At 61.3% G+C, this 15,979-nt stretch carries 15 protein-coding genes; 14 read left to right on the top strand and 1 reads right to left on the bottom strand.

Features of this window, described 5'->3' with window-relative positions:
* Positions 1-50 precede the first annotated feature (50 nt).
* Positions 51-737 (bottom strand): Bax inhibitor-1/YccA family protein, encoded by a 687-nt coding sequence (locus O0881_RS08730; protein WP_034752039.1) that lies wholly within the window; start codon positions 735-737, stop codon positions 51-53.
* Positions 738-958: 221 nt separating this feature from the next.
* On the opposite strand from O0881_RS08730, the gene ndk reads away from it, so the two are divergent.
* The 14 genes from ndk (at position 959) to O0881_RS08660 (ending at position 15,978) form a co-directional block, all read left to right on the top strand.
* Positions 959-1,375: a nucleoside-diphosphate kinase gene (gene ndk / locus O0881_RS08725; RefSeq protein WP_034752036.1), complete on the top strand. Its 417-nt coding sequence runs from the start codon at positions 959-961 to the stop codon at positions 1,373-1,375.
* A gap of 125 nt (positions 1,376-1,500) precedes the next feature.
* Entirely contained in the window at positions 1,501-2,676 is a 1,176-nt protein-coding gene (gene rlmN, locus O0881_RS08720) for a 23S rRNA (adenine(2503)-C(2))-methyltransferase RlmN (protein ID WP_289910930.1), read from the top strand.
* Between the two features lie 11 nt (positions 2,677-2,687).
* Positions 2,688-3,485 (top strand): type IV pilus biogenesis/stability protein PilW, encoded by a 798-nt coding sequence (gene pilW / locus O0881_RS08715; RefSeq protein ID WP_289910928.1) that lies wholly within the window; start codon positions 2,688-2,690, stop codon positions 3,483-3,485.
* Positions 3,486-3,552: 67 nt separating this feature from the next.
* Positions 3,553-4,491: a helix-turn-helix domain-containing protein gene (locus O0881_RS08710; protein ID WP_354670209.1), complete on the top strand. Its 939-nt coding sequence runs from the start codon at positions 3,553-3,555 to the stop codon at positions 4,489-4,491.
* Positions 4,492-4,529: 38 nt separating this feature from the next.
* Complete coding sequence (gene ispG / locus O0881_RS08705) at positions 4,530-5,828, top strand: flavodoxin-dependent (E)-4-hydroxy-3-methylbut-2-enyl-diphosphate synthase (protein WP_251350508.1); 1,299 nt, start codon at positions 4,530-4,532, stop codon at positions 5,826-5,828.
* Between the two features lie 68 nt (positions 5,829-5,896).
* Positions 5,897-7,258 carry a histidine--tRNA ligase gene (hisS, locus tag O0881_RS08700; RefSeq protein WP_251350510.1) on the top strand — a complete coding sequence of 454 codons (1,362 nt, stop codon included), beginning with the start codon at positions 5,897-5,899 and terminating at the stop codon, positions 7,256-7,258.
* Positions 7,259-7,312: 54 nt separating this feature from the next.
* Positions 7,313-7,981, top strand: coding sequence for a tetratricopeptide repeat protein (locus tag O0881_RS08695; protein ID WP_099667088.1), 669 nt, complete (start codon positions 7,313-7,315; stop codon positions 7,979-7,981).
* 85 nt (positions 7,982-8,066) lie between these two features.
* Entirely contained in the window at positions 8,067-9,212 is a 1,146-nt protein-coding gene (bamB, locus tag O0881_RS08690; protein ID WP_099667089.1) for an outer membrane protein assembly factor BamB, read from the top strand.
* Between the two features lie 4 nt (positions 9,213-9,216).
* Positions 9,217-10,563: a ribosome biogenesis GTPase Der gene (gene der, locus O0881_RS08685; RefSeq protein WP_070221915.1), complete on the top strand. Its 1,347-nt coding sequence runs from the start codon at positions 9,217-9,219 to the stop codon at positions 10,561-10,563.
* Between the two features lie 227 nt (positions 10,564-10,790).
* On the top strand, positions 10,791-11,027 hold the full coding sequence (gene hfq, locus O0881_RS08680) for an RNA chaperone Hfq (RefSeq protein WP_008450615.1): 237 nt from the start codon (positions 10,791-10,793) through the stop codon (positions 11,025-11,027).
* A gap of 114 nt (positions 11,028-11,141) precedes the next feature.
* The gene (gene hflX / locus O0881_RS08675; RefSeq protein ID WP_099667090.1) at positions 11,142-12,365 is read left to right on the top strand and encodes a GTPase HflX; all 1,224 of its coding nucleotides are present in this window, start codon (positions 11,142-11,144) and stop codon (positions 12,363-12,365) included.
* A 2-nt stretch (positions 12,366-12,367) separates the two neighbouring features.
* A complete protein-coding gene (gene hflK, locus O0881_RS08670) occupies positions 12,368-13,660 on the top strand; it encodes an FtsH protease activity modulator HflK (protein ID WP_070254060.1) in 1,293 nt (430 codons plus the stop codon).
* Positions 13,660-14,547, top strand: coding sequence for a protease modulator HflC (gene hflC, locus O0881_RS08665; RefSeq protein WP_099667091.1), 888 nt, complete (start codon positions 13,660-13,662; stop codon positions 14,545-14,547). The genes hflK and hflC overlap by 1 nt, the downstream gene beginning before the upstream one ends.
* Before the next feature lie 270 nt (positions 14,548-14,817).
* On the top strand, positions 14,818-15,978 hold the full coding sequence (locus tag O0881_RS08660) for an ATP phosphoribosyltransferase regulatory subunit (protein ID WP_099667092.1): 1,161 nt from the start codon (positions 14,818-14,820) through the stop codon (positions 15,976-15,978).
* The last annotated feature ends 1 nt before the right edge of the window (position 15,979 follow it).

Below are 15,979 nucleotides of genomic sequence, written 5' to 3'. Positions count from 1 at the left end.
AAAAAAGCCGACCCGAAGGTCGGCTTTTTGTTCAAGCGCAATGCTTAGTCTTAGTCGCGGCTGCCGCCAGCGAAGCCGAGCAAGGAGAGCAGGCTGGTGAAGATGTTGTACACGTCCAGGTAGATGCGCAGGGTGGCCGAGATGTAGTTGGTCTCGCCGCCGTTGATGATTTGCTGCACGTCATACAGGATGTAAGCCGAGAAGATGGCGATGGCGACCATGGAGATCACGATCGACAGTGCCGACAGGCCCAGGAAGATGTTCGCCACCGATGCCAGGATCAGCACGATCACGCCGGCGAACAGCCATTTGCCCATGGCCGAGAAGTCGCGCTTCGAGACCGTGGCGATGGTCGCCATCACGGCCAGGATGGTGGCCGTGCCGCCGAATGCCGTCATGATCAGCATGCCGCCGTTCGAATAGCCCAGGGTACGCGTCAGGATAGGCGTGAGCATCAGGCCCATGAAGAAGGTAAAGCCCAGCAGGACGGCGACGCCCAGGCCCGAGTTCTTGGTCTTTTCAATCGCGTACATGAAGCCGAATGCGACGGCCATGAAGATGATGAAACCCATGCCGCCGGTCAGCATCGGCAAATGCATCTGCACGCCGATGAAGGCGCCCAGCACGGTCGGGATCATGGACAGCGCCAGCAGCCAGTAAGTGTTGCGCAAGACCTGATGGCGGACTTGCTGCATGCCCCCCGAGAGGTCAAAGGTGCGTTGCATGTTCTGATTCATAGTGCCTCCGTGTTGTCAATTCAAATTACTGCTTTGCCCAAGGATAGCATGAGGGCCGGAATTTGCCAAAAAAGCAGCTTAAGATTTCATTAAACGGGGGCAGGGCGGCAAGATGCCCCCTGCCTGTCTGGGTGATATGGGGTGGAGTATGGTAAAATCAAAGGTTGATTGAGTTATCAATTTACCGTTTTAAACCTTACTTTTTATTGGAGTTTTCACACATGGCAATCGAACGCACCCTGTCGATCATCAAACCAGACGCAGTTGCAAAAAACGTAATCGGTCAAATCTACTCCCGTTTTGAAAACGCTGGCCTGAAAATCGTTGCAGCACGCATGACCCAACTGTCGCGCGAACAAGCTGAAGGCTTCTACGCAGCGCACAAAGAACGCGGCTTCTTCAAGGATCTGGTCGACTTCATGGTTTCCGGTCCAGTCATGATCCAAGCCCTGGAAGGCGAAAACGCCGTTCTGGCCCACCGTGACCTGATGGGCGCGACCGATCCGAAGAAAGCAGAAAAAGGCACGATCCGCGCCGATTTCGCCGATTCGATCGACGCTAACGCCGTACACGGTTCCGACGCTGTCGAAGCTGCTAAAGTGGAAATCGCTTACTTCTTCCCAGAACTGAAGGCTTAATTGCCTTAGATAACGTTATTTCCTGGCGTTATCTGTGAAATAACTTATCACCCCCTGTTCCCGCTGCGCTGTGGAGTTTTCGCTCCGGATGCGCGCGGGGACGGATTTTTAGAATAGGCATGATCATGAATACGACGAACCTCACCAACTTGCTGGACCTTGATCCCGCGCAACTCATCGCCTACTGCGCCGAGTTGGGAGAGAAACCGTTTCGTGCGAAACAATTGCAACGTTGGATACACCAGTTCGGCGCTTCCGATTTCGACGCCATGACGGACCTGGCCAAGTCGCTGCGCGACAAGCTGGCCACGCGCGCCGAAGTGCGCGCCCCGGCCATCATCAGCGACCATACGTCGACGGACGGTACGCGCAAGTGGCTGGTTGACGTAGGCAATGGCAATGCCGTGGAAACCGTGTTCATTCCGGAAGAAAACCGCGGCACCCTGTGCATCTCGACCCAGGCCGGCTGCGCCGTGAATTGCCGTTTCTGCTCGACGGGCAAGCAAGGCTTCAACCGCAACCTGTCCGTGGGCGAGATCATCGGCCAGCTGTGGATGGCCGAATTCGAATTGCGCCGCACCAAGGGCATCGAACCGGGCCCGAAAGGCGAGCGCCAGATCACCAACGTGGTGATGATGGGCATGGGCGAGCCCCTGCTGAACTTTGAACCGACCGTCACGGCCCTGAAATTGATGCTCGACGACAACGCCTACGGCCTGTCGCGCCGCCGCGTGACCCTGTCGACGTCGGGCGTGGTGCCGATGATGGACAAGCTGTCGCAGGAAGTGCCGGTGGCCCTGGCCGTCTCGCTGCACGCCTCGAACGATGCCTTGCGCGACGGTTTGATTCCACTGAACAAGAAATACCCGCTGAAGGAATTGATGGCGGCCTGCAAGCGCTACCTGGAATTCGCCCCGCGCGATTTCATCACCTTCGAATACTGTATGCTGGACGGCGTCAACGACAGCGACGAGCACGCGCGCGAACTGCTGGCGCTGGTGCAAGACCGCGAGTTCGGCGTGAACTGCAAGTTCAACCTGATCCCGTTCAATCCCTTCCCTGAGTCGGGCCTGTTCCGCTCGAAAAACCCGCGCATCAAGTCCTTTGCCCAGGTGCTGATGGATGGCGGCATCATCACCACCGTGCGCAAGACGCGCGGCGACGATATCGATGCGGCCTGCGGCCAGCTGGCCGGCGAAGTCAAGGACCGCACGCGGGTGCAGGAGCGCATGGAAAAGATGACTGAGTATCAACAGAAATTTGGCGCCAATTTCGGCAAGATCGTGGAAATCCGCTCCTGATGAGGGAAGGCATGGCTTACCAACGCTCGCTCGCTGTGGCCGCTGTTTGCCTGGCCGTGCTGCTGGTCGGCTGTGCTTCCGCTCCCGTCGATGCGGGCGCCGCCTTGCGTCAGGAGGCGCTGGCGAGTACGCAGGAGCGTGCCGCGCTGCGCTTGCAGCTGGCCAGCGCGTATTATGCGCAAGGCCAGCTCGACGTGGCCCTGGCGGAAGCGACGCAAGCCGTGCAACTGGCGCCGGACGATGCGCAAGCCTATGGCGTGCGCGCCCTGATCCTCGCGGCCCAGCGGCAAACTGTGCCTGCCGAGAAAGATTTCCTTTACGCTTTGCGCCTTGCGCCCCACAATCCTGAGTTGAGCAATAATTACGGCCTGTTTTTGTGCCAGACGGGACGCGCCGCGCAATCGCTGGCGTATTTCGATGCGGCCTTGGCCGATGCGGCGTATGTGTCGCCGGAAAAAGCGCTCAACAATGGGGGCGCTTGCAGCCTGGCCCTGAACGATTACCCGCGTGCGGGCGCATATTTGATGCGCGCCGTGCGCATCGCACCAGACGTGGCAGTGACGAACGCCGGCCTGGTGCGCGTGTATTACCAACAGCAAGACTACCGGCAAGCGGCTTATTATTTGCAGCGGCTCGGCAGGATAGCAACAATGGAGAGCCAGACGGCCGATGTGCTGTGGCTCGGGATCAAGGTGCAGCATAAGCTCGGGGATGCGGGTGCGGAAGCTGGCCTGGGGGCGCATTTGCGCAACCACCATTCCGGCTCCCCCGAATATGCTGCTTATCAAAATGGGGCGTTTGATGAGTGAGACAGGGATACCAATGAATTCAGAGTGGGCAGAAACGCCTCAGCAGCAGCCCCAGGGCAATCTTGCGTTGGCAGGCGCACAGTTGAAGGCGCAGCGCGAAGCGCTGGGCTGGCCGGTGGAACAGGTGGCCGACCAGCTCAAGCTGGCGCCGCGCCAGGTGATCGCGCTGGAAGAGGGCGACATGGCGGCTTTGCCGAACGTGGCCGTGGTGCGCGGTTTCGTGCGCGCCTACGCCAAGGTGGTGCGCATCGACGCGGCGCCGCTGGTGGCCATGATCGAAGTCCATCCGGCGCCGGCGCAAGATCCGGCCGCGCCCGTGCGGCGCGAGATTTCCGCCACGTTTTCCGAATCGCGCTTCCCGTCGATGACGCAGCGCTCGTCGAACCAGACTCCCCTCTGGATCGCCGGCGCCGTGGCTGTCGTCGTGGCGGCCGCCTTTGGCGCCTATAAGCTCGGCTATGTGCCGGCCAGTCTGCTGTCCGCGCATGTCGAGAAAGAAGCGGCGCATGCGGAAGTGGGCCCCGTCGAAACGACCCTGATCAAGCCGGGCCAGGATTTGACGCCCGTGCAGTCGCCGTCCGTGCCCCTGATTTCCGTGCCGCCGCCGCCAGGCAACGATACGCAGACGGGCGCTCCCGCCTCCGCCATCGCTTCGGCGCCGGCCGCCGCCGTGCCGCCAGCAGCTGCGCCGGCAACGACGCCAGCCGTGACGCCAGCGGCCACGGCCGCTGTCACGCCGCCGGCGGCTGCCGGTACCGCCGCCGTGGGCGCGAATGCGCTGGTGCTGAAGGTGGAGCAAGATTCCTGGGTGGAAATTCGCCGTCCCGGCACCTCGCCGCTGATTTCGCGCATGGTCAAGGCGGGCAGTACGGAAACGTTCGATATCACCGGTCCGGCCACCCTGGTGGTGGGCAAGCCGGGTGTCGTGCAGGCAACTTTGCGAGGCGCCAAGCTGGACTTGCCGACCGTTGCCGGCGGCACGATTTCCCGTGTCAGCATCAAATAATTGCAGTAATCGTTCACGCAAACTCAGAAGATAATATTATGGCTACCTCGAAAACAGCGATCGGCTCCGGTCCATCCGGCCGGCGCGACAGCCGCAAGGTGCTGATCGCGCACGGCCAGCGCCAGATCTGGGTGGGCGGCGACGCCCCCGTGGTGGTGCAGTCGATGACGAACACGGATACGGCCGACGCCATCGGCACGGCGATCCAGATCAAGGAACTGGCGCGTGCCGGTTCGGAACTGGTGCGCCTGACGGTGGACCGTCCGGAAGCGGCCGCGGCCGTGCCCTACATCCGCGAGCAGCTCGACAAGATGGATATCGACGTGCCGCTGGTGGGGGATTTTCACTATAACGGCCATACCCTGCTCAACGATTACCCCGATTGCGCGCGCGCGCTGTCGAAGTACCGCATCAATCCGGGCAACGTGGGCAAGGGCGCCAAGCGCGACACGCAATTCGCGCAAATGATCGAAGCGGCTTGCCGTTATGACAAGCCGGTGCGCATCGGCGTGAACTGGGGCAGCCTGGACCAGGCCTTGCTGGCGCGCATCATGGATGAAAACGCGGGCCGCGCCGAACCGTGGCCGGCGCAAGCCGTCATGTATGAAGCGCTGGTGACGTCGGCCATTGAAAACGCCGTGCGCGCCGAAGAGCTGGGCCTGGCGCGCGACAAGATCATCCTGTCGTGCAAGGTTTCTGGCGTGCAGGATCTGATCGCCGTGTACCGCGAGCTGGCGCAGCGCTGCGACTATCCGCTGCACCTGGGCTTGACGGAAGCGGGCATGGGCAGCAAGGGCATCGTCGCCTCGACGGCGGCCCTGGCCGTGCTGTTGCAAGAGGGCATCGGCGACACCATCCGCATTTCGCTCACCCCGGAACCGGGCGGCGACCGCACGCGTGAAGTCATCGTCGGCCAAGAAATCCTGCAAACCATGGGCTTGCGCAAGTTCGCGCCCATGGTGATCGCCTGTCCCGGTTGCGGTCGCACGACGTCGACCACCTTCCAGGAGCTGGCCGACAACATCCAGACGTATCTGCGCGAGCAGATGCCGGAGTGGAAAAAGTCGTATCCGGGCGTGGAAGCGATGAACGTGGCCGTCATGGGCTGCATCGTCAACGGTCCCGGCGAATCGAAGCATGCGAACATCGGCATCAGCCTGCCCGGCACGGGCGAGTCGCCGGCCGCGCCCGTGTTTGTCGACGGCGAAAAAGTCGTCACCCTGCGCGGCGAACGCATCGTCGAGGAATTCCAGGACATCGTCTTGAATTATGTAAAGAGTCACTATGGCGTAGCTGGGGTTTCGAGCGACATGTCGCTCGCCAGCGTAGCGGTATAGGCTTGCAAGCCTATACTCCTCAATAAGCCCAAAATTGAACAGCAATCGTAGCTAATAAAGTAGATACCATGTCAGAAAATAAAAAAGCCGATAAGATCACCGCAGTCAAAGGCATGAACGATATCCTGCCCGCCGACGCCCCGCTGTGGGAATTGTTTGAAAACACGGCGCAATCCGTGCTGCAAAGTTATGGCTTCCAGCAAATTCGCACGCCGATCGTGGAAGAAACGAAATTGTTCGCGCGCGCCATCGGCGCCGTGACCGATATTGTTGAAAAGGAAATGTATTCGTTCACCGATTCGATGAACGGCGACAACCTGACCCTGCGCCCTGAAGGCACGGCCGGCGTGGTGCGCGCCGTGGTCGAGCACAACCTGGTCTACGAAGGCCCGAAACGCCTGTGGTACAAGGGCCAGATGTTCCGCCACGAGCGCCCGCAAAAAGGCCGCTACCGCCAGTTCCACCAGTTCGGCGTGGAAGCCATCGGTTTTACGGGCCCGGATATCGACGCGGAAATCATCATGCTGTCGCGCCGCCTGTGGGATGACCTGGGCCTGGAAGGCATCCGCCTGGAACTGAATTCGATCGGCGACGCGGCCGAGCGCCTGCGCCACCGCGCCGACCTGATCGCCTACCTGGAAAGCCACAGCGAGCTGCTCGACGAAGAAGCCAAGCGCCGCCTGCACAGCAATCCGTTGCGCATCCTCGACACCAAGAACCCTGCCATGCAGGACCTGGTCAACGGTGCGCCGAAGCTGCTGGACTACCTGGGCGAGGAATCGCTGGCCCACTTCCACGGCGTGCAGAAGATCTTGAACCACAACAACATTCCGTTCACCATCAATCCACGCCTGGTGCGCGGCCTCGACTACTACAACCGCACCGTGTTCGAGTGGGTCAGCGACAAGCTGGGCGCGCAAGGCACGGTCTGCGCCGGTGGCCGCTATGATGGCATGGTGGAAATGTTCGGCGGCAAATCGACGCCCGCCGTCGGTTTCGGCATGGGCGTGGAACGCCTGGTGCTGCTGATGAAGGATGCAGCCGAGCCGGAAGCCCCGGCCCAGTGCGACGTCTACCTGGTGCACCAGGGCGAGCAGGCAGGCTTGCAAGCCTTCGTGCTGGCCGAGCGGATTCGCGATGCGGGCCTGGACGTTGTGCTACATTGCGCAGCGAGCAACGGCGGCGGCAGCTTCAAGACGCAAATGAAAAAGGCCGATGCCAGCGGCGCGGCGTTTGCCGTGATCATGGGCGACGATGAAATCGCCAATAACGTCGCGACGGTGAAAGCTATGCGCGAAGCCGATGCCGGCGCGCAGCAGAACACGGTGCCGTTCGACGATGTCGTCGACTACGTGGTGGACCAGATCATCGGCGACCACGATTGCGGCCATGACCACGGTCCTGGCGGCCACGTGCATCACCACCATTGATTTGACGCAATACCGTTCTACCCTCGATCAACTACTCATTAAAACTGACGACCCATGGCATACGATCACGAAGAACAAGAACAACTGGCAACCCTCAAGGCCTGGTGGCAGCGCAATGGCAATCTGACCTCCTGGGTCCTGATCGTGGCGCTGGCAGGCTACAGCGGCTGGGCCGGCTGGCAGTACTACCAGCGCACGCAGGCTGCGCAAGCGGGCCAGCTGTACGACGAACTGCAAAACGCCATCGCCGCCAAGGACACGGCCAAGGTGATGCGCGCGGCCGGCGACATGCAATCGCGTTTCAGCGGCACGGCGTATGCACAGATGAGCGCCCTGTCCGCTGCCAAGGTGGCGTTCGATGCGAATGACCTGAAAACGGCCAAGACCCAGCTGCAATGGGTGGCCGAGCATGGCACGGAAGAGTACAAATCCATTGCCAAGCTGCGCCTGGCCGGCGTCTTGCTGGATGAAAAAGCCTACGATGAAGCGCTGAAAGTGCTGGCGACGGCTTCCGTGGCGCAATTTGCCGGCGCCGTGGCCGACCGCAAGGGCGACGTCCTGGTGGCGCAAAACAAGCTGGCTGAGGCACGCACGGCTTACCTGGCCGCGCTGGCAGCGACGGACAAGAACAATCCAGGCCGTCAATTGATCCAGGTCAAACTGGAAGCGATCGGCGGTACGGTACCGGAAGACAAGGCCAAGGCTGACAAGGCTGCCGCCTGACAGGAACACTGATGGCGTGGCCGCGCGGCGTTGTGCGTCGCCGGCCTTGCCCTTACAAGTACAAGAAAAAGGTTGGATAACACTTATGCGTGTCACTGAAAAGCTGGTAGCTGCAAGTCTGTTGGCCCTGATGGCCGGTTGCTCGTCCTGGAACCCGTTCGCCTCGAAAGATCCGAAAGTCGAACCGGCCAAGCTGGTCGAGTTAAAATCGAGCATCGCCGTGCGCGACGCCTGGAAGTATTCGATTGGCAAGGCCGGCGTGTACGCGTTTACGCCTGCGCTGGCCGGCAACAGCCTGTACGTGGTCAATGCCGATGGCGCGCTGGCGCGCCTGGATGCGGCCAGCGGCCGTGAAACGTGGCGCATCAAGGCTGGCAGCGACATTACCTCCAGCGCCGGCAGCGATGGCGCGCTGGTGGCCGTGGGCGCCGCCAAGGGCGCCGTACTGGCGTTCGACGCTGATGGCAAGCAACTGTGGAAGGCACAGGCGTCCAGCGAAGTATTGACGGCGCCCGTCGTGGGGCAGGGCGTGGTCGTGGTGCGCAGCGTGGACAACCGCATCGTCGGCTTCGACGCCAAGACGGGCGAGCGCAAGTGGACGGTACAGCGCGCCACGCCGGCCTTGACCTTGCGCAATGCGCCGGGCATGGTGCTGGGCGGCGCGAATATCTACGTGGCCCAGCCGGGCGGCAAGCTGCTGGCACTGACGGCGGCTACCGGTGTGGTACGCTGGGAGATCGTCGTCAGCGAACCGCGCGGCGCTACCGAACTGGAGCGCGTCTCCGACATCGCCGGCACGCCGGTGGCGTTCGAAGGCGAAGTGTGCGTCGTCACGTACCAGGGCAAGGCAGGCTGCTTCGATGCCGCCACGGGCGTGCCGCGCTGGACCAAGCCGATCTCGTCCGATGTGGGCGTGGCCGTCGACCAGCGTTTCGTGTTTGTTGCCGATGACCAGGGTGCCGTGGTGGCGTTCAGCCGCGAAGGCGGCCAGAGCGCCTGGAAGAATGAGGCGCTGGCGCGCCGCCGCCTGTCGACGCCGGCCTCCTACGGCCGCAGCGTTGCCGTCGGCGACTATCAAGGTTATATCCACTTCCTGTCACGGGAAGATGGCGCATTAATAGGTCGTGTCAGCACCGACGGTAGCCCGATTGTTTCGGCTCCCGTTGTTGCCGGTTCGAATTTGATTTTTCAAACCCAATCAGGGACAGTGACCGCTCTCGCGGTCGAGTAATACAATGAAGCCGGTAATTGCACTAGTAGGTCGACCCAATGTTGGGAAATCGACTTTATTCAATCGTCTGACCCGCTCGCGCGATGCGCTGGTGGCGGATTTGCCTGGGTTGACGCGCGATCGTCACTATGGCGAAGGCCGTGTCGGCGAACGTCCCTTCCTGGTCATCGATACGGGTGGTTTCGAACCCGTCGCCAAGGAAGGCATCATGCACCAGATGGCACTGCAGACCAAGCAGGCCGTGGCCGAGGCCGACGTGGTGGTATTCATCGTGGACGGCCGTCAAGGCCTGACCCCGCATGACAAGACCATCGTCGACTTCCTGCGCAAGAGCGGCCGCCCGGTCTTGCTGGTGGTCAACAAAAGCGAAGGCATGCGCTACACGGCCGTCGTGTCCGAATTCTATGAATTGGGCATGGGCGATCCGTATGCGATCTCGTCGGCGCACGGCGACGGCGTCAACGACCTCGTCGAAGTGATGCTGGACCTGGCGTTCGCGCAGCGTCCGGATGAGCCTGAAGAGCTGGAAAAGACCGACCGCGGCATCAAGATCGCCCTCGTCGGCCGTCCGAACGTGGGCAAGTCGACCTTGATCAACACCCTGCTGGGCGAAGAGCGCGTGATCGCCTTCGACATGCCGGGCACGACGCGCGACTCGATCGAAATTCCGTTCGAGCGCGACGGCCAGCAATACACCTTGATCGACACGGCCGGTATCCGCCGCCGCGGCAAGGTGTTTGAAGCGATCGAGAAATTCTCGGTGGTGAAAACCCTGCAGTCGATTTCCGAAGCCAACGTGGTCGTGCTGATGCTTGACGCGCAGCAAGATATTTCCGAACAGGATGCGCATATCGCCGGCTTTATCCTGGAATCGGGCCGCGCGCTGGTCGTGGCCGTGAATAAATGGGATGGCTTGCAATCGCACCAGCGCGACGAAATCAAGATCGATATCGACCGCAAGCTCGATTTCCTGTCGTTCGCGCAAATGCATTTCATTTCCGCGCTGAAGGGCACCAACATCGGTCCGCTGATGAAATCGCTTAACGCCGCGTATGCAGCCGCCATGTGCGACCTGTCGACGCCGAAGCTGACGCGCGCCCTGATCGAGGCCGTGGAGAAGCAGGAACCGCGCCGCAAGGGCTCGATTCGTCCGAAGCTGCGTTATGCCCACCAGGGCGGCATGAACCCGCCTGTGATCGTCATTCACGGCAATGCGCTCGACGCCGTCGGCGACCCATACAAACGCTATCTGGAAAAACATTTCCGCGATACGTTTGCGCTGGTCGGCACGCCGCTGCGTATCGAATTGCGCACGGGTAAAAACCCGTTCGCACGCACGCCAAGCAAGTAAAATTAAGTGCATATTAAGGCGCCGCAGAGATAATGCGGCGCCGACAGCCAATTCAATGGCTTTTGCACGGAAATAATAAAGTGTTAATGCGCCATGCGCGACAGCGATCGCGAAAACAGGTTACAGTAGCTATGACGCATCTTTCTTTCTTTGAAAGGTGTGAGAGCACTTGAAATCAAGCGAGTCGCCTCCAATTCTTACACAACAACATAAACAACGGAGCTGTTATGAGCAACAAAGGGCAACTGTTACAAGACCCATTCCTCAATGCATTACGCAAAGAGCATGTTCCTGTCTCGATCTACCTGGTCAATGGCATTAAATTGCAGGGCCATATCGAATCGTTCGATCAATATGTCGTATTGCTGCGCAATACGGTGACACAGATGGTGTACAAGCATGCCATCTCGACAGTGGTGCCGGCCCGTGCCGTCAATCTCAATATTGAATCTGAAGCGGAGTAAAGCGTTGAGCTTGACGGCCCAGCGCCTTTCACCCTCCATCGCCCCCGTCCGCGCCAGCGGCGCTGATGCGTTTGCATCGGCGTCGGCGTCCGCCACAACTCATCAGTTGCCATCATGCGCGCGGCACTAGTCGGGGTTGACTTCGGTCACAGCGACTTCGCCGCCAGCATGGAGGAACTCATGCTGTTGTCGCGTTCGGCTGGCGCCGACCCGATTTCCACCATCACGGCCAAGCGTTCCAGTCCGGATTCCGCGTATTTCGTCGGCAGCGGCAAGGCCGATGAAATTGGCGACGTCGTCGTCAATGATGGCCTGGAAATCGTCATCTTCAACCACGCCCTCTCGCCAGCACAGCAGCGCAATCTGGAAAAGCGCCTGAATGTGCGCGTGCTCGACCGTACCAGCCTGATCCTCGACATCTTCGCGCAGCGCGCCAAGAGCCACGAGGGCAAGCTGCAAGTCGAACTGGCCCAGTTGCAGCATCTGGCCACGCGCCTGATCCGCGGCTGGACCCACCTTGAGCGGCAAAAGGGCGGTATCGGCTTGCGCGGTCCCGGCGAGACGCAGCTCGAGACTGACCGCCGGCTGATCGGCGACCGCGTCAAGGCCTTGCGCGCGCGCCTGGAAAAGCTGCACAAGCAGCGCGAAACGCAGCGCCGCGCGCGCGGCCGCAATCACACATTTTCCGTGTCCCTGGTCGGCTATACCAATGCCGGCAAGTCGACGCTGTTCAATGCCGTGACCAAGGCCGGCGTGTACGTCGCCGACCAGTTGTTCGCCACCCTCGACACCACCTCGCGCCGGGTTTACCTGGGCCAGGAAGTGGGCAATGTGGTGATCTCCGACACGGTCGGCTTCGTGCGCGAATTGCCGCATCAGCTGGTGGCGGCCTTCCGCGCCACGCTCGAAGAAACCATCCATGCCGATTTGCTGCTGCACGTCGTCGACGCCGCGTCGCCGGTGCGCATGGAGCAGATCGAGCAGGTCAACCTGGTCTTGAAAGAGATCGGCGCCGATCACATTCCGCAAATCCTCGTGTGGAACAAGATCGATGCGGCCGGGCTCGAGCCTTCGGTGGAGCGCGATGAATATGCTACGATCAGTCGCGTGTTCGTCAGTGCGCAGAAGGGCAGCGGGCTCGACCTGCTGCGCGATGCGATTGTCGAGATGGCCAGGAAGGCGCCCGGTTCGGCCCACCTGTATCAGAACGATGAAGCACTGCAGGAAGATCAGTTTGACGGTCAGTACGACCAGCACGATGGCGCCGCCCCGGACCAGGACGAAGAGCCTGGCGAGGACGATAGGATTTCCACCCACTCCCAAGTCGGAACACGATAGTTATGCTTGTCTCCCTACTCAAAAAAACAGGCTTGAAGTTGTCCCTGAACGATCCCCGCTGGGGCAATCGCAAGGACGACGGCAAGAAAGCCCAAGAAGGCAAAAAGCCCGGCGAAGGTCCGCCGGACCTCGATCAGTTGTGGCGCGATTTCAATCAGCGCCTGAACGCCTTTTTCGGACAGAAGAACCGTCCCGACAACGGCGGCAATAACAACGGTGGCGGCGGTGGTCCGCGTCCCGACATGAAGGGTGCCGGCATCACCGCCGGCGTGGTCGGCGTGATCGCCGTCTTCATCTGGCTCGCCAGCGGCGCCTTCATCGTGCAAGAGGGCCAGAACGGTGTCGTGCTCACGTTCGGCAAGTACAGCCACACCACGCCGGCCGGTTTCAACTGGCGCTGGCCGTACCCGTTCCAGACCGATGAAACCGTCAACGTGTCGCAGGTGCGCACGGTGGAAGTGGGTTATCGCCAGTCGCTGCGCAACAAGCAGGCCAGCGAATCGCTGATGCTGACGGACGATGAAAACATCATCGACATCCAGTTCGCGGTGCAATACACCTTGAAAGACCCCGTCGCGTGGCTGTTCAACACGCGCGACCAGGAAGACACCTTGCGCCAGGTCGCCGAAACGGCGATCCGCGAAGTGGTCGGCCGCAGCAAGATGGACTTCGTGCTGTATGAAGGCCGCGAAAAAGTGGCGTACGATACGCAGCAGTTGATGCAGCAGATCCTCGACCGCTACAAGGTCGGCGCCGTCATCACCAATGTGACGATGCAGGCCGTGCAGCCGCCGGAGCAGGTGCAAGCCGCCTTCGACGATGCCGTCAAGGCAGGCCAGGACCGCGAACGCCAGAAGAATGAAGGCCAGGCTTACGCCAACGACGTCATTCCAAAAGCGCGCGGCGCCGCATTCCGCCTGATGGAGGAAGCCGCCGCGTACAGCGCGATGGTGACCGAGAACGCCGCCGGTAATGCTTCGCGCTTCAAGCAGGTGCTGGTCGAGTACCAGAAGGCGCCGGTCGTCACGCGCGACCGCATGTACCTCGAGACGATGCAGCAAGTGTTCAGCAGTGCCAGCAAGGTCATGGTCGACGCGAAGACGGGCAGCAATCTGCTGTACCTGCCGCTCGACAAGCTGATCGCCCAGACGGCTGCCACCGACGCTGCCGCTGCCGCCGCCCGTGCTGCCGCGACACCCGCAGCCAACACCGTTTTGCCACAGGAAGCCATGCCGACAGTAGAAGTCAATACGCGCCGCGACAGCCGCTCTTCGCGTGAACGGGAGAGCCGCTAATGAACCGTATCGTAGCCGCCCTGATCGCGGGCTTTATCGCGATCATGCTCTTGTCCTCGACCGTGTTCGTGGTCGACCAGCGTAAGTATGCGGTCGTCTTCGCCCTCGGCGAAGTCAAGGAAGTCATCAGCACGCCGGGCCTGTATTTCAAGCTGCCGCCGCCGTTCCAGAACGTGCTGTACCTGGACAAGCGCATCCTGACCCTGGATACGCCGGAGCCGGAACGCTTCATCACGGCCGAGAAGAAGAACATCCTCGTCGACGCGTATGTGAAATGGCGCATCGCCGATCCACGCCTGTATTTCCGCAGCTTTGGCGGCGATGAAAAGCCGGCCCGCAACCGCATGTCGCAAATCGTCAAGGCGGCGCTGAATGATGAAATCACCAAGCGCACCGTGCGCGAAGTGATCTCGGGCCAGCGCGGCAAGGTGATGGAAGCGATCCTGGCGAAGGTTTCGGCGGAAGCGAAGGCCATCGGCGTGGAAATCGTCGACGTGCGCCTGAAACGCGTCGACTACGTCGAGCAGATCAACAACTCCGTGTACGAGCGCATGAAGTCCGAGCGCGTGCGCGTGGCCAATGAGCTGCGTTCGACCGGTTCGGCCGACTCCGAGAAAATCCGCGCCGACGCCGACAAGCAGCGCACGGTGATCCTGGCCGAAGCGTATCGCGAAGCCGAGAAGATCCGCGGCGAGGGCGATGCCAAGGCATCGCAGATCTATGCGGAAGCGTTTGGCAAGAATCCGGAGTTCTACAAGTTCTACCGTAGCCTGGAAGCCTACCGCGCCACGTTCAAGGACAAGGGCGACGTGATGGTGGTCGATCCGAGTTCGGAATTCTTCAAGTACTTCAAGGGTGGCGGTGCAGCGGGTCCGGCCAAGAAGTAAGGCAGCATCCAGACTGCTCCCGGCCGCAAGGTCGGGTGCGGCAGCAGCGGGGCCGGCGTGAATGCCGGCCCCGTTTTTTTGTGCCCGCCACGCTGTTGCGGGAAGGCGTAAAATGCGGTGTTTTTAGGGCTGTGCGGCAGCGTTTCGGACAACTTATCCCTAAAGGCCCGTGTTTTCGCGTAAAATATCAGGTTCGGCCTCTTGCCTGGCGCGCCCGCCGCTGCCTCGCATGATGCATTTTTTCAACTTTCTTCCGTATCTCGCTCCCTCATGCCGAATTGGCTTTTGCCCGAAAATATTGCCGATGTTCTGCCGTCGGAAGCGCGCAAGATCGAAGAGCTGCGCCGCCTCATGCTGGATAATTTCCGTCTGTACGGATATGAACTGGTCATGCCGCCGCTGCTCGAGTATCTGGAATCGCTGATGACTGGCGCTGGCAAGGATACCGACCTGCGCACGTTCAAACTGGTCGACCAGTTGTCGGGCCGCATGCTCGGCCTGCGCGCCGACATGACGACGCAGGTGGCGCGCATCGACGCCCACCTGCTCAACCGTGCCACCGTCACCCGCCTGTGCTACGCCGGCAGCGTGCTGCATACCCGTCCGTCGGGCCTGCACGCCACCCGCGAACCGCTGCAGATCGGCGCCGAGATCTATGGCCACGCCGGCCTGGAAGCGGATGCCGAGATCCAGGAACTGGCGCTCGCTTCGCTGGCACTGGCCGGTTTCGACGCGGTCCGCCTGGATTTGTCGCACGTCGGCCTGTTGCGCGCTATCATTGCGCAAGACGCCGCTGCCGTGCGCGACGAGGCTGCGCTGTACACCCTGCTGCGCGCGAAAGATGCGCCGGGTTTGCGCGCCCTGACGGCCGGCTACGACGCCGTGACGCGCGATGCGCTGCTGGCCTTGCCGAACCTGTATGGCGATATCGACGTGCTGGCGCGTGCGCGCGAAGTGCTGCCGCCGCTGCCGGGCGTGCTCAAGGCGCTGGCCGAACTGGCCGCGCTGGCAGGCTCTGCGCTGGGCCGCGCCGAAGTGGCGATCGACCTGGCCGACCTGCGCGGCTACCAATATGAAAGCGGCGCGATGTTTGCGCTGTATGTACCTGGCTTGCCGAACGCGGTTGCGCGCGGCGGCCGTTATGACCACGTCGGCGAAGCGTTCGGCCGGGCTCGTCCCGCGACCGGCTTCTCGCTCGATTTGCGCGAACTGGCGCGCCTGTTGCCGACCGCGGAACGGAAGCATTCGATCCGCGCGCCGTGGGGCAGCGCGCCAGAATTGAAGGAAAAAATCGCCGAGTTGCGCAAGGCGGGCGAGGTCGTGATCCAGAGTATGCCGGGTCACAGTAATGAACAAGACGAGTTCGAGTGCGATCGCGTGCTGGTACTTGCCGATAATGGTAGTAGCTGGATTCTTAAAAACTTAGGTTGAG

This window comes from Janthinobacterium sp. SUN100, assembly GCF_030397705.1.
In the GTDB taxonomy this organism is placed as follows: domain Bacteria; phylum Pseudomonadota; class Gammaproteobacteria; order Burkholderiales; family Burkholderiaceae_D; genus Janthinobacterium; species Janthinobacterium kumbetense.
This window is presented reverse-complemented; position numbering and strand designations above follow the sequence as displayed.